At 41.2% G+C, this 13,177-nt stretch carries 11 protein-coding genes; 6 read left to right on the forward strand and 5 right to left on the reverse strand.

Annotated elements, in window-relative coordinates; genetic code table 11:
- The first annotated feature begins 87 nt into the window (after positions 1-87).
- Complete coding sequence (gltX, locus tag B4G94_RS21315) at positions 88-1,608, forward strand: glutamate--tRNA ligase (protein ID WP_286861794.1); 1,521 nt, start codon at positions 88-90, stop codon at positions 1,606-1,608.
- A 57-nt stretch (positions 1,609-1,665) separates the two neighbouring features.
- Here the strand turns inward: gltX and B4G94_RS21320 are convergent, their stop codons facing one another.
- Genes B4G94_RS21320 through B4G94_RS21330 form a run of 3 tightly spaced genes read right to left on the reverse strand, consistent with a single transcriptional unit; the run spans position 1,666 to position 4,535 of the window.
- The gene (locus B4G94_RS21320) at positions 1,666-3,243 is read right to left on the reverse strand and encodes an MFS transporter (RefSeq protein ID WP_286861795.1); all 1,578 of its coding nucleotides are present in this window, start codon (positions 3,241-3,243) and stop codon (positions 1,666-1,668) included.
- A gap of 6 nt (positions 3,244-3,249) precedes the next feature.
- Entirely contained in the window at positions 3,250-4,299 is a 1,050-nt protein-coding gene (locus B4G94_RS21325) for an HlyD family secretion protein (RefSeq protein WP_286861797.1), read from the reverse strand.
- Between the two features lie 8 nt (positions 4,300-4,307).
- Complete coding sequence (locus B4G94_RS21330) at positions 4,308-4,535, reverse strand: hypothetical protein (RefSeq protein WP_286861799.1); 228 nt, start codon at positions 4,533-4,535, stop codon at positions 4,308-4,310.
- A gap of 36 nt (positions 4,536-4,571) precedes the next feature.
- Here B4G94_RS21330 and B4G94_RS21335 point away from each other — a divergent pair, with 36 nt between their 5' ends.
- Positions 4,572-5,381: a helix-turn-helix transcriptional regulator gene (locus B4G94_RS21335; protein ID WP_286861801.1), complete on the forward strand. Its 810-nt coding sequence runs from the start codon at positions 4,572-4,574 to the stop codon at positions 5,379-5,381.
- Positions 5,382-5,391: 10 nt separating this feature from the next.
- Here the strand turns inward: B4G94_RS21335 and B4G94_RS21340 are convergent, their stop codons facing one another.
- On the reverse strand, positions 5,392-8,277 hold the full coding sequence (locus tag B4G94_RS21340) for a DEAD/DEAH box helicase (RefSeq protein ID WP_286861803.1): 2,886 nt from the start codon (positions 8,275-8,277) through the stop codon (positions 5,392-5,394).
- A 184-nt stretch (positions 8,278-8,461) separates the two neighbouring features.
- On the reverse strand, positions 8,462-9,241 hold the full coding sequence (gene dapF, locus B4G94_RS21345) for a diaminopimelate epimerase (RefSeq protein ID WP_286861805.1): 780 nt from the start codon (positions 9,239-9,241) through the stop codon (positions 8,462-8,464).
- 230 nt (positions 9,242-9,471) lie between these two features.
- Here dapF and B4G94_RS21350 point away from each other — a divergent pair, with 230 nt between their 5' ends.
- The 4 genes from B4G94_RS21350 (at position 9,472) to B4G94_RS21365 (ending at position 13,156) form a co-directional block, all read left to right on the forward strand.
- Positions 9,472-11,028, forward strand: coding sequence for a Do family serine endopeptidase (locus B4G94_RS21350; RefSeq protein WP_108634778.1), 1,557 nt, complete (start codon positions 9,472-9,474; stop codon positions 11,026-11,028).
- A 449-nt stretch (positions 11,029-11,477) separates the two neighbouring features.
- Entirely contained in the window at positions 11,478-11,924 is a 447-nt protein-coding gene (locus B4G94_RS21355) for a low molecular weight protein-tyrosine-phosphatase (protein WP_286861808.1), read from the forward strand.
- A gap of 122 nt (positions 11,925-12,046) precedes the next feature.
- On the forward strand, positions 12,047-12,394 hold the full coding sequence (locus B4G94_RS21360; RefSeq protein ID WP_121120779.1) for a hypothetical protein: 348 nt from the start codon (positions 12,047-12,049) through the stop codon (positions 12,392-12,394).
- Positions 12,395-12,397: 3 nt separating this feature from the next.
- Positions 12,398-13,156 carry a peptidylprolyl isomerase gene (locus tag B4G94_RS21365; RefSeq protein ID WP_108634781.1) on the forward strand — a complete coding sequence of 253 codons (759 nt, stop codon included), beginning with the start codon at positions 12,398-12,400 and terminating at the stop codon, positions 13,154-13,156.
- Positions 13,157-13,177: the final 21 nt, after the last annotated feature.

The raw sequence follows: 13,177 nt of genomic DNA on the forward strand, positions 1-13,177 counted from the left end.
TGAATAAATGTCTGTTTTATGCACTTTTATTTTACCTTAGAAGTCATCCTGTTATCCAAATCAAAAATTTTGTGGTAATTTTGCGGCATGAGTTCAGAAAGAAGAGTAAGAGTGCGCTTTGCACCGAGTCCTACTGGTGGTCTTCACCTTGGAGGAGTACGTACAGCTTTGTTTAATTTTCTCTATGCACGTCAGCATCAGGGAGATTTTATTTTACGTGTCGAGGATACGGACCAAACTCGTTTTGTCCCGGGAGCGGAGGAGTATATCAACGAATGTTTAGCTTGGTGTGGCCTGACTCCGGATGAAAGCCCGTTGCAAGGTGGTCAATATGGCCCTTACCGTCAAAGTGAACGAAAACCATCTTACCGCAAATATGCAGAACAGTTGATCGAGAATGGATATGCTTATTACGCATTCGATACAGCTGAGGAATTGGAAGAGCAGCGTAAGCTGCAGCCTAATTTCCGTTATAGCCATGAAAACAGGTTGCAATTGCGTAATTCTTTGAGCTTAAGTGATGCTGAAACACAACGATTACTGGATGCGGGAACACCGCATACCATCCGGATAAAGATCCCTACGGAGGAAACTGTATCATTCACGGATATGATCCGTGGGAAAGTTGCCTTTGATACCAACCTTGTCGATGATAAGGTATTGCTTAAAGCTGATGGAATGCCTACTTATCATTTAGCTGTTGTTGTGGATGATAAGGCAATGGAGATATCCCATGTCTTCCGTGGTGAAGAATGGTTGCCTTCTGCTCCGATCCATATTCTGTTGTGGGAATATCTGGGATGGGGTGAGCGCATGCCGCAATGGGCGCATCTTCCGCTGATCCTTAAACCTGATGGCAATGGAAAATTAAGTAAACGTGATGGTGACCGTTTGGGGTTCCCTGTTTATGCCATGAACTGGACGGATGCCAAATCTGGTGATACGACAAAGGGGTTCCGTGAAATGGGTTTCTTGCCTGAGGCTTTTGTCAATATGCTTGGTGTATTGGGCTGGAATGACGGTACTGAACAGGAATTATTCTCGTTGGAGGAGCTGATCCAAAAATTCAGCGTCGAGCGCATTAGCAAAGCCGGAGCAAAATTTGATTTTGAGAAAGCAAAATGGTTCAATCACGAATGGATTAAACGTTCTTCGAGCGATTCTTTATTACCTCAGATCAAGGAGGTGCTGGCTCATCATCAAATAGAAGCAGAAGAAGGTTATGTAAACCGCGTATTGGCAGCGGTCAAAGAGCGTTTAACTTTTGTTGAAGATTTTTGGGGCCAAGCTGCTTTCTTTTTTGTACAGCCTGTTGAATACGATCTGAATTCCGTAAAGCCAAAATGGTCTGCGGAGAAGACAGCATTTTTTGAAAACATCATCCCGTCATTTGAAGGCTTTTCAGATTGGAAAGCAGTTGAGCTGGAGGCATTTTTTAAAGAAGCGATTCAGAACTCAGGAATGAAGATGGGGGAATTGATGATGCCATTCCGGATTATGCTGGTAGGTGGTAAGTTTGGTCCCGATGTATTTCAAATCGTTGAATTACTCGGTCAGAACGAAGTTATCGAGCGTATAAAGAAGGCTCTTCTAGCGTTTAACGCCTAGTGACTAAAAATATACCGTATAGGAAAGCTGTTGCAAACTCGTTGCAATGGCTTTTTTTTATAAATATGGTATTCTCAACCGCATAAACAGTGCCTTGGCGGGAGCAAATAGAAAAATGATTAAGGTGATGGCTCCTCCCAAGATCCCGAGATAGGTAAAGATCTCCATATTACTGATCAGGGATGCTTGCTGGGTAATTGTTGTCTGAAGACTTTTACTGGCAAGATTCGTTGCCAATTGATCACCGGATGTTCCCAAGTATTTTTCGACCAAAGCGCTCCAATAGGTGACTGTGATCGGATTGCTCGTATTTAAGTGTTGTTCGATCTGGATAAAATGTTTTTGATTTAAGGTGTAAGTGATGTTTTGAATCAGCGCAAAGCCAATATTGGTGCTCCAGAATCTAACGGTCGTGCCCATTAAACCTGCATTGCCCACATGATGTGGAGCAACTCCTGTTAGAATATAGATCACAAGTGGCGTAAAAAGCCAGCCCTGTCCGATTCCCTGGAGAAATAGTGGCAGGCCTATTGCCCAAACAGTGGTATCGGGATAGAACGTAGGGACAAACAAAAAGCAGGATGTGGTCAACACCAGGAAGCCCAGTCCAAAGATGTATTTCGGTGATACATCGCGCAATAAGAGTATTCCTGAGCTACTTACTCCCACTATGGTCCCCACTACATTAATGTATTGGATGTCAACAACGTAATGCCAAGGCCACCGCCATACATTGGACATGACAGCGTAGACATTATTGAGACTGCTCCGGATCAGATAAAATAGAAAAAATAGGAAAACGCCAAAAATAACGTTCTTATAGCTCAAAATTTCAAAATGAAACAGTGGTCTTCTTACGAGATGTTGTTTGATTACAAAAAGAGCCCCGAAAATTAGGAAAAGTGCGAGGTTAATTGTGATCGTGTTGTGTTCGAACCAATAATATTTACGACCATAAATCAACACATATGAGCCACAGCTTAACGAAATCAGCAGAAAGAGACAGCTGGCCAGATCCAATTGATAAAGTGGGAATTTCCGGCTTAATCTCCTGTTGTTCAAAAGTAGTAAAGCAATCGCGATGACCATCAAATGCCAATAGAGCACAACATGAATCATATCCTCCCAACCATAATCCATAATACTTTCTTTTAAGAGGGATGTTGTTATTGTTCCGCCTGTCAGCATAAAAGTATACAAGAAGAAATAGGCAATGGTGCGGCTTTTGGAATGCCTGATCTGCATCATCAGCAAGGGAAGAAAACAAGCGCCTTCAAGAACACAAAAAATACCCTCGATCACCCGGAGCACCGCAATGAGGAAGGGATCTCTGGTCAGAGAAATGGCCAATAAAATGAGGATGGATACCGTGCAGGTCAGCAGGATATATGTCCTTACCCGAAAGAAGGCAAATAGCCGTTGGAATATCAACAGCGCTACGACAATAGCACCATACATCAACGAAAGAAAATATTGAATATCTTCCATTTCGATTGCCAATGTAGAAGCGGTAAAAGCGGTGTTCGAATGAAACAGGGACATCAGCATGAGATGTGGAAACATGGCCAACATCATCATGGGAAGTTTAATCCATTCGGGAACCCAGCTGTAATATAAAGATTTGTTTGAACTCATGAATAATTAAGATTGGTGGGCCGCATGTACCACAACGTTCATTCCTGCACGTAGTTTTGTCAGATCCTGTTTTGGTGCAAAGACAATTTTGATGGGTATGCGCTGCTCGATTTTAACGAAGTTTCCGGTTGCATTATCTTGGGGTATGACGGAAAATCTGGATCCTGATGCCGGAGAAAAGGAATGAATTTTTCCCTTCAAATGTAATTTCGGAAAAGCGTCCACCTGTATGGTGACTTCGGTTCCTTCGTTTAGGTCCGCTAACTGTGTTTCTCTAAAATTGGCATTAATCCATTTCTCTTCGCTGACGACATTGACTAAAGTCTGTCCCTCTTTAACAAATTGGCCCGGTTGGATCGTTCTTTTTCCAACAAAGCCGTCATAAGGTGCCGTCACTACGGTATAGGACAGGAAGACTTCGGCATTGTTTTTTGCTGCTTTTTTAATATCGATATTGGCCTTCGCAGGTAGTTCGCTAGCTTTTTCTTTGCTTGTATTTAATCGTGCCGAGTTGTATTCTTCCTGAATGGCATTGAGCTGAGCCAAAGAAATGTCATACGCTGCCTTGGCATTATCGTATTGTTGTCTGGTTGCAGCATCTGCTTCATACAAATTTTTAAATCGCCTGTAATCTTGTTCAGTTTGCCATACACTTACTTTGGCTGCTTCTAATCTTGCTTTTTGGACGGAAATGCTATTGGCGGTGACATTTGCGCTTTTGGCAATTACTTCGGCATTCCGTTGACTACTTCGAAGTTCGGCATTCGCCATATCTACTTTGGTCTGATACTCGCTGGCATCTATGCGTAATAACGTGTCTCCACGATGTACATATTGATTTTCCTCAAACCTGACCTCCTTCACAAAGCCTGATATTCGACTTGCTACTGGCGTTACATATTGATCAACTTGAGCATCGTTTGTCGTTACGTGTTGACTTGTAAATAACAGATGTTTGCCCAAAATACCGATTCCGGCAAGGAGCAGGACCGCGGCAAATACAACTAAAACTTTATTAAATCCTTTTGTCCTGTCTTTATTTTCTTCTTTACCCATTCTTATTTTTATGAATATTTTATTGCTTTTCCATCTACGCTCCAGTAAATCTGCCGGTTGTGGTTTGGATGATTGGCTCCCAGTGCTTCGAACGGCAATTTCAGAAAAGGCTGACAAATTGTTGTTGAATCAGGGTCGCCCGGATATATAGGCTTGAGCATGGAGGAAAACTTTGCACAAAGATACTGCTGGAGGTAGAGGTTTAGTTTTGTATAGTCGGACGGATATTTGTTCATTTGCGCCATATAGTAAAAAAAGTGTAATTTTAAATTATGGAACAGGAACAACTGGTGGCTATAGATGACGACCGGAACGACTTTTATGTGTGTCATACGCATGTAGATCGGATTGATCCGCGTGAATATATACATCGGAAAGCGCGCTTACTTTATGCTGACGGTGGCATTATACATGTGTTTACTGCGATGAAGCATTGGTATCTGCCGGGCCGGTTTTATATGTGGATACCGGCAAATACGGCCTACCATCTGGAAAGTTCCAGTTCCCGTATTCACCTGTATAGTTTTTACTTTAAAGAGCAGCCGGGAGTTCACCCTGTTCTGTTGGAGCCGAACATATTTCTGAGCAATGATCTAATGCGGGAGATGTTTTTGTTTGCGCAGGATTGGGAAGGCGGGGTCGGTAAAAAAGACAACTATTCAAGGTATTGTCTATTGCGGGCGATGATGGCTATTATTCCGGAGATGAGTCCGCCGATAGATGCTTTCCCTATGCAGCATCCCTATCCTAAGAATGAAAAGCTTCGGCGTATAGCGCGGTATCTAAATACGAATATTGATCAGGCCTTTACAATCGAACAGGTAGCGGCACAGTTTGGCATGAGTAGCCGGTCCCTTTCACGGCTGTTTAAGGAAGATATGGGGATTAGCTATATCCGTTTTTTGAGAGCCATACGCATTGCAAAGGCTTTGGAACTGATGGCTGAAAATACCTATTCCATCCTGGAAATTGCGATGCGGATTGGCTACAATGAACTGTCGTCCTTCAGTAATATCTTTACACGTGTTACGGGTATCCGTCCTTCGGTTTATATGTCGAAAATCAACGAATACAAAAATTGATTGGACTGGATTACGCCAAAAGTTCGTGTAGATCTTCCTGAGAAAGTGATTTTATAAAACTTTCTTCAGTTGTAATAAGGGTTTGTGCAATAGATTTCTTCCGGTTCTGTAGCGCCAATATTTTCTCTTCGACGGTGTCTTTGCTGATGAATTTGTAAATAAATACATTTCGTGTCTGTCCAATGCGATGGGAACGGTCTACCGCTTGTTGTTCTACGGCGGGATTCCACCAAGGATCCAATATAAAGACATAGTCTGCTTCGATCAGGTTAAGACCAACACCGCCGGCTTTGATTGATATCAAAAAAAGTTTGGTGTTATTGTTTTTACGGAACTGACTAACAGCTTCGTCGCGGTTTTTAGTTCCGCCATCGAGGTAGGCATAGTTTGTTCCTTTTTTATCAAAATATTGTTTGAAGATATTAAGCTGTTTGACGAATTGGGAGAAAATAAGAACCTTGTTTCCTCGCTGCATCACCATTTCAAGGGTTTCTATGACAGCGTCAAATTTTCCCGAATCACCAACAAAGTCCTCGTCGACCATTCTAGGATGATTGGCTAGCTGGCGAAGCTTTGTCAATCCCTGTAATAAGGCAATCTGGGTTGACTTTGGCTTGTTGTCCAATTGCCCGTCGAGAATGGCGTTGCGATATTCGGATTTGACTTTTTCATAAAGTTCCGATTGCTTATCGGTCATTTCACAGTACAGTACCTGTTCTGTTTTGGGGGGCAGTTCTGTTGCGACCTGATCTTTTGTACGCCTTAAGATAAACGGTTTGACAATCGCCTGAAGACGTTGTGCTTTTTCTTCATCCTTTTTCTTTTCAATGGGCTGCACAAACTCTTTTTGAAAGTAGGTGTAACTTCCCAATAAACCGGGATTGGTAAAATGCATTTGTGCCCAAAGATCAGAAACAGAGTTTTCAACAGGAGTCCCGCTTAATGCGAGTTTATTTTTACTCTTCAGACTTTTTATGGCCTTAAATGATTTTGAGGTCGGATTTTTAATATTCTGGCTTTCATCGAGGATTATGTAATTGAAATAAAAGCCACTCAGTATTTCCTCATCAATACGTGCGATGCCATAAGTTGTAATTACCAGGTCATACTTAGCAAATAGTGTGGCATCTTTAATACGGTTATTTCCGGTATGCAAATGGATCTTGAGTTGTGGGGCAAACTGCTGTGCTTCCTTTTGCCAATTGTAAACGAGTGATGTTGGTAACACCAGGAGTGAGGTGTGTACTTCCTGCTGATCTGTAATTTGCTCTTTTTGTTGCTGCAACAGGGCTAAAGTCTGTATGGTCTTTCCCAACCCCATGTCATCTGCGAGACAACCACCGAATTTATACTGCTTTAGAAAGTTAAACCAGTTATAGCCTGCCTTCTGATAGGGGCGAAGATTTCCTTTGAAATGTTTTGGTTCCGGAATATCGGCAATTTCCTCAAACGTCGCGAGATTTTGCAATTTACGGTTGAAGACCAATTTGGTATGTTCGCTGATCTCAAAGAGCAGACCGATATGTACTTTGTTTAATTTAAGTTCATGTCTATCGGCAGAAAACTGAAAGAGATGGTTGTATTGTGCAAACCATTCTTCAGGGATCATGGCGATTTCCCCATTAGGTAGGGTGAATTCTTTGATATTGTTTAGAATATGGTTTCGTAAGTTTATAAAAGGAATTTCGTAGGGGCCGAATTTAGCAATGGCACTGATATCAAACCAGTCATTATCTTCGTCAATGGCGATGTCCAATGAGGTATGTCCGATGAAAAAGCGTTTCTGTTCGCTGTTTTGTATGATTTCAAATCCCAAGGCTTTTATTTGTTCCTGATGATTATTTATCCAGTCAAATATTGAAATGCGTTTTCCGAATTGGATAGATGGTGCAAGTAATCCAAGTTGGCGGTCCAGATCTTCCAGTCCCAGGGCTTTTAAATTCTCGTGCTGCTGTTCTTCCCATTGTAAAGAACGTTTGACCCGATGGAAGATATATAAGTCTTTCTCTTCATGATATTCCATCCGGACAGTCACTTTATTTTCCGCTCCCGCAGTAAATGTATGTGGGCCATATCTGAATTGCAACTGTAATTGCGATGCGCCATCTTCTACATAAATTAAATGCAGCAATGGGATTGCCTGGTGTTGATGCGTTTGTATTTCAAAGCCTTCGGCATAAACATGATAACGTTCAATCAATCCGCAGACAAAAGTTTCAAAATATTTTTTTTCGGTACTTCTCCCCACAGAGATATATCGCTTATTGAGAAAGGGACTAAGCTTTTTCCCTTCCAGCGCTTGATCGAAATAGTATAAGGTATTGTTTAAGAGTAGCCATGCCTGTGCATTGGTCAATACAATGGCATTTTTAAACATAAATTCCAAGCGTTGATTCTCGTACTTTATGGTTGGAAAGTAACGTGTCTCTTCCTCATTACGGCGAAAGTGGAAGAGGATAGAGGCAGCTGACGTTGCCGGTTTAATTTCCTGGTCTGCCGGGTAACCGTCTTTGCTCATCATAAAGAGCGGTTTATTCCCAATAGACTCAAAAAATTGAATCATCTTTTCATCAATTTTGGGTCGCAGCAGGTCGTAGAGCTTTTTGTCAAAGACTTTGGAGAAAAAATCTACAGGTCTGATTGCTTTTTTATAATATTTCTTGATGAGGTTTGTCTGTTCGATATCGTCGAGCAGTCGGATCAGCTTGTAATCTAACTCATCCAATTCTGCGGCATAGGCATCTACGGTATTGCTAAATATACGTTGGTATCGTAGTGAGTAGGTTCCGTTCGGATTGAGTTTGACCATGTGTGGCTCAATGAGATAGCCAAGATAGGGATGCTCACAAATAGAATAAACGATTTTATATATTGGAAATGACTTTGACTGTTGCATTAAAAATAGCGGACCTTGTAAATAAAGGTATCTAATATACAATAAAATATACCATTAAACGTAATTTGCCGAATGAAATTTAAAAAAATGTAGATTATAGAAATAGCCTGCAATATTTTAGGTAATAAATTGGCATCGTATCAAGACTATATTGACCGGCAATAGTAATATGTCTTTCCAAATACTAGAAATTGCCCTCAAAAACAAATTGAGCAGGGCCTTTGAGAAAAACATTTGTAAAGCTATTTCCTTTTTTATGAAAAGAGATATACAATTGTCCACCTAGTACGCGAATAGGAATAACGATCTCGCCTTCTAGGTTCATTTGTAGGGCCACGGCCATTGCCGCAGCGGTAGCACCGGTACCACAGGCGTAAGTTTCGTCTTCTACACCACGCTCGAATGTGCGTAGGAAATAACCATTTTCCTCCTTCTCGATAAAATTGACATTGATGCCGTCGTTGGCATAAGTAGCGTTGTTGCGAATCGAGTAGCCATCCTGAAAAACATTTTTTTCTTTTAGGTTTGTAACGAAGCTAACGTAATGGGGTGACCCGGTGTGCAGGATGTAAGCATCGCCATCTCGTCCAAATTCATGTACGTCGATCATTTGCAGGTTGACAAGTTCGGCAGAAAGGAAAGCATGGTGTGCGCCGTCGACTGCCAAAAAGTCAGTTTTGTCAGTAATGATGCCTAAATCATGTGCAAAGGCCACGATACAGCGCCCCCCATTGCCGCACATACTTCCTTCTCGACCATCAGCGTTATAATAGATCATTTCAAAATCGTAATTTTCTTTGTTTTGAAGCAGCATGAGACCATCCGCGCCTATCCCAAACCTGCGGTCACAGAGGCTTTTCACCAGAACTTCGTCTGCGCGGTTAAATGAATTGTCGCGATTATCGACTAGGATGAAATCATTGCCAGCTCCCTGATATTTTGAAAATCTTATTTTCGATGCCATTCTATTGATTTGAAGTAACAATAATACGTTTTTTTGTTACAAAAAAGCGGTAGGAAGTTAAGATTTGTTAAAATTATTGCATTTGTCTAGCAATTAACATTTTTTAACGTGTCGGATTTTCCGAAGGCCTTTAAATGGTATTACATTTGAACATATCCGAATAAAATCGGTAATTTTAAGAGCAAAAATTATCAGCTTATATTAAGACATTTTAAAATAGAAATAAGTTTATGAATAAGGTCGGTTTAACGCTATTAACAGCTGTTTTCGGTGGAGCAGTAGCATTAGGTGGTTACAAGCTTATTGAAAATAAGAAACTTGATAGTATGTCTTTTGAGGACAAACAGAAAGTTTATTTTGCTAATAACCCTACAGGAGTCATGTCTTCAACGGGCAATCCTGATTTTACACAAGCATCTGCGGCGGTGGCTCCGGGTGTCGTACATATTAAGACAACATATAGTAGAAAGGGTTCGCAGCAATCCGAAGGTTCTCCATTTGATATGTTTGAAGAATTCTTTGGTATGCCCCAAGGCGGGGGACGCCGTCAGATGCAGGCGCAACCTGTGCAAGCGTCAGGATCAGGGGTCATTATCTCTGACGATGGGTATATTGTTACCAACAATCACGTCGTAGAGGATGCGGATAAGATTGAGGTGGTGCTAACAGACAAGCGCACTTATGAAGCGAAATTGATCGGTCGCGACCCAAATACGGATATTGCTTTATTAAAAGTAGCAGGAAAAGGTCTTCCTGTTGTAAAGTTGGGTAACTCAGATAATGTAAACGTGGGTGAATGGGTATTGGCCTTTGGTTATCCACTTGGGCTTCAATCAACCGTAACAGCTGGTATTGTCAGTGCAACAGGTCGTGATATTGGTATCTTAAGAGAGGGACAGCAACAACGTGGTAATCCTTTTGGCGGAGCTACTGAACAGCCACTTGCAAGCTCTGCTATCGAGTCTTTTATCCAGACTGATGCGGTGATCAATAAGGGGAATAGTGGTGGCGCATTAACTAACGCCTCCGGTGAATTAATCGGTATCAACTCTGCTATTGCATCACCAACAGGGGTGTATGCAGGTTATGGTTTTGCTATTCCTGTCAATTTAGTGAAAAAAATTGTGGATGATTTTGTGGAATTTGGTAATGTAAAACGTGGCTATATTGGTGTTAGTTATGTGCCGATAACTTCAGAACTGGCCAAAGAAAAAGGGATCACCGATGTTAATGGATTATATGTGGAGGATGCGGTAGCCGGTGGAGCTGCGGCAGCTGCAGGGATTAAAAAAGGCGATATCTTGACTAAGATCAACGGTAAGACCATCACTGGCTCTCCGGTATTAAGTGAAACTATTGGCCGTCTGCGTCCGGGTGATAAAGTAAATATTACGTACAAACGTGACGGTAAAGAAAAACAGGTTTCGTTGACATTGAAAGGTGAGGAGTCGCTAAAATCAGCTTCAGGTGCAAGTGGAAAAGCTTCAAAAAGTGCAACTGAAATCTACAACAAATTGGGTGCAAGCTTTATTCCTGCTTCTGCTGCGAAGAAGAAAGAACTGGGTGTAAACTCTGGTGTTGTGGTGACACAAGTAAACCGTGGTGGTATATTTGATTATTTTGGTGTAGAAAGAGGTTTGGTGATCACTGAGGTCAATGGGAAAGCCGTAAACAGTGTTGATGATATCGAGTCGGCATTGGGAGCAACACAACGCAATATCGTTCGCTTAAAAGGTGTCTCTCCACAAGGAGGTGCTGTCCAGTTGAGCTTCCCAGTGGAATATTAAAAATTGAATTAAGAATTGGTTGATTAATATAGTTTAGGTGGTTCTAACCGTAAGGTTAGTCCACCTTTTTTATTTATTAAAGACCTTATTGGCTAGAGATGAATAAAGGTCTGTTTGTGCGGTATTGAAATCATGGAAACAGAATTGTAAATGTCCAGTCATCAAAAATCATCCTGAGGTTGAAGTTGCGATAAGAAAATATGATTTCATCAGGATTGTTTCTTTAATAGTTTAAGTTTAGTTATTTTGTGCAATAAAATCTGATAGACTGATTTTGTTTGGTATCATAGTCAGGGATGAGGTCTATGATTTATTGTTACATAGTACCTGTTATGGACATTTAAAGAGTTTTTACAATTAAAATGCGATCTGTCCAAATGTCGGGAGCATTCAGCTAGCCGATTTGTCGTATTGCTCTTTATGGTTCATAGCTTTAAAAAAATATTTTAATGAAAATTTTAATGGTTTGTTTGGGAAATATCTGTCGTTCGCCACTGGCACATGGGATATTGAAGCAAAAAGTAAAAGATAAACAATTAAACTGGATCGTAGAATCCGCAGGCACGGGTGATTGGCATATTGGTGAAGCGCCAGATCGAAGGGCAATTTCGATTGCAAAGAAATATGGGGTCGATATATCCGGCCAAAGGGCAAGACATTTTCAGCCGGCGTTTTTCGAAGAATATGACCTTATTTTTGTCATGGACCGTCAGAATTTTGCAGATGTATGTGCACAAGCTGCCAATAAAGCTGACCTGGAGAAAGTGCAATTGTTTTTGGCTGATGATATTGTTCCGGATCCATATTTTGATGATAATTTGTTCGATCCGGTTTTTCAGATGATTGACAAGCGCTGTATGGAGGTGATCGAGAAAATGTCAAAGAAGAAGGAATAATATTGGGTTTGTCATTGCGCTTGCCTTATGGGTAATGACGTTAATGTGTGGTTTTTTGTATCGGAGACATGTAACTTGTATGCCAAGTTGAAATTGTCTTCGTTTGTTTAAAGGGAAAAAAAATGAAAGCAGCAGAAGTAAACAAGAAATGGAGCACGCTACAGCGTGAAATCGCGTCTCTATTTGATATGGAAAAACCTGACATCAAGGTATGTTTATTCCTTATCGGTGTACAGGAATTGGGAAAAGGCCCGCAGAGTTTCTCGAAACGGCAGAAAGAGGAACTGATGCATATTGCCACATGCCGTCTGTTCAGTTCGATGGGGTTTTATAATCTCAAAGGATTGGATGAGGAAGGATGGCCGCATTGGGAACTGGTAAAACCTATTCCCAACTATACATTATTGGAGCAAGAACTTATCATGAAGTCCTTGATTATTGATTATTTTGAAGAATTAAACGTCATCTAAAGCATGAGATTTTTAAAAGTTTGTTTAGTAGCACTATTTTGCTTTTTACAGGTTATGGCGTTTGCCGCTAAACCTGAGTATAAATATGTCCAGATTATTACGGATAAGGGAACCTGTGTATTGCGATTGTATAATGAAACGCCTCGACATCGGGACAACTTTGTGAAATTGGCAAAAAGTAAATATTATGATAGCACATTGTTCCATCGGGTTATTCAGAACTTTATGATCCAAGGGGGCGATCCGGATTCAAGAAATGCAGTCGGTGGTGCTCAGTTAGGAAATGGAGGACCTGGTTATACGATTCCTGCAGAAATCCAAGATGGATTATTCCATAAAAAAGGTGCTATCGGTGCTGCCCGGGACAATAACCCAGCAAAAGCGTCTTCTGGGTCTCAATTTTATCTTGTTCAGGGCAAGGTGTTCACTCCCGAGGATCTTGACCGCCTGGAGCAGACGCGGATGAATGGAAAGAAGTTTTCTGAAACACAGCGTCAGGCTTATACAACAATCGGTGGTGCTCCGCATCTGGACTGGAATTATACCGTATTCGGTGAATTAGTGAATGGAATAGAAGTGATCGACAAGATTGCGGAAGTAAAAACAGACAAGCATGACCGGCCGGAGGTGGATCAGAAGATGACCATGCATCTGTTGACCAGACGAGAGGCACTTAATCTGGAACGTGAACTGAAAGGTCTAAAACCACAGACTGGATTCTTTACAAAGATTGGTGACCTATTCTCTTCCAAAGATTATTAAATTGTCGTTGATTGAATTATG

It is taken from the genome of Sphingobacterium sp. UBA7625, assembly GCF_002484085.1.
Lineage (GTDB): Bacteria > Bacteroidota > Bacteroidia > Sphingobacteriales > Sphingobacteriaceae > Sphingobacterium > Sphingobacterium athyrii.

Bases quoted from the DNA above. Each gene is read 5' to 3' on its own strand.
- gltX (WP_286861794.1), top strand. From the start codon at position 88: ATGAGTTCAGAAAGAAGAGTAAGAGTGCGCTTTGCACCGAGTCCTACT.
- B4G94_RS21320 (WP_286861795.1), bottom strand. From the start codon at position 3,243: ATGAGTTCAAACAAATCTTTATATTACAGCTGGGTTCCCGAATGGATT.
- B4G94_RS21325 (WP_286861797.1), bottom strand. From the start codon at position 4,299: ATGGGTAAAGAAGAAAATAAAGACAGGACAAAAGGATTTAATAAAGTT.
- B4G94_RS21330 (WP_286861799.1), bottom strand. From the start codon at position 4,535: ATGAACAAATATCCGTCCGACTATACAAAACTAAACCTCTACCTCCAG.
- B4G94_RS21335 (WP_286861801.1), top strand. From the start codon at position 4,572: ATGGAACAGGAACAACTGGTGGCTATAGATGACGACCGGAACGACTTT.
- B4G94_RS21340 (WP_286861803.1), bottom strand. From the start codon at position 8,277: ATGCAACAGTCAAAGTCATTTCCAATATATAAAATCGTTTATTCTATT.
- dapF (WP_286861805.1), bottom strand. From the start codon at position 9,241: ATGGCATCGAAAATAAGATTTTCAAAATATCAGGGAGCTGGCAATGAT.
- B4G94_RS21350 (WP_108634778.1), top strand. From the start codon at position 9,472: ATGAATAAGGTCGGTTTAACGCTATTAACAGCTGTTTTCGGTGGAGCA.
- B4G94_RS21355 (WP_286861808.1), top strand. From the start codon at position 11,478: ATGAAAATTTTAATGGTTTGTTTGGGAAATATCTGTCGTTCGCCACTG.
- B4G94_RS21360 (WP_121120779.1), top strand. From the start codon at position 12,047: ATGAAAGCAGCAGAAGTAAACAAGAAATGGAGCACGCTACAGCGTGAA.
- B4G94_RS21365 (WP_108634781.1), top strand. From the start codon at position 12,398: ATGAGATTTTTAAAAGTTTGTTTAGTAGCACTATTTTGCTTTTTACAG.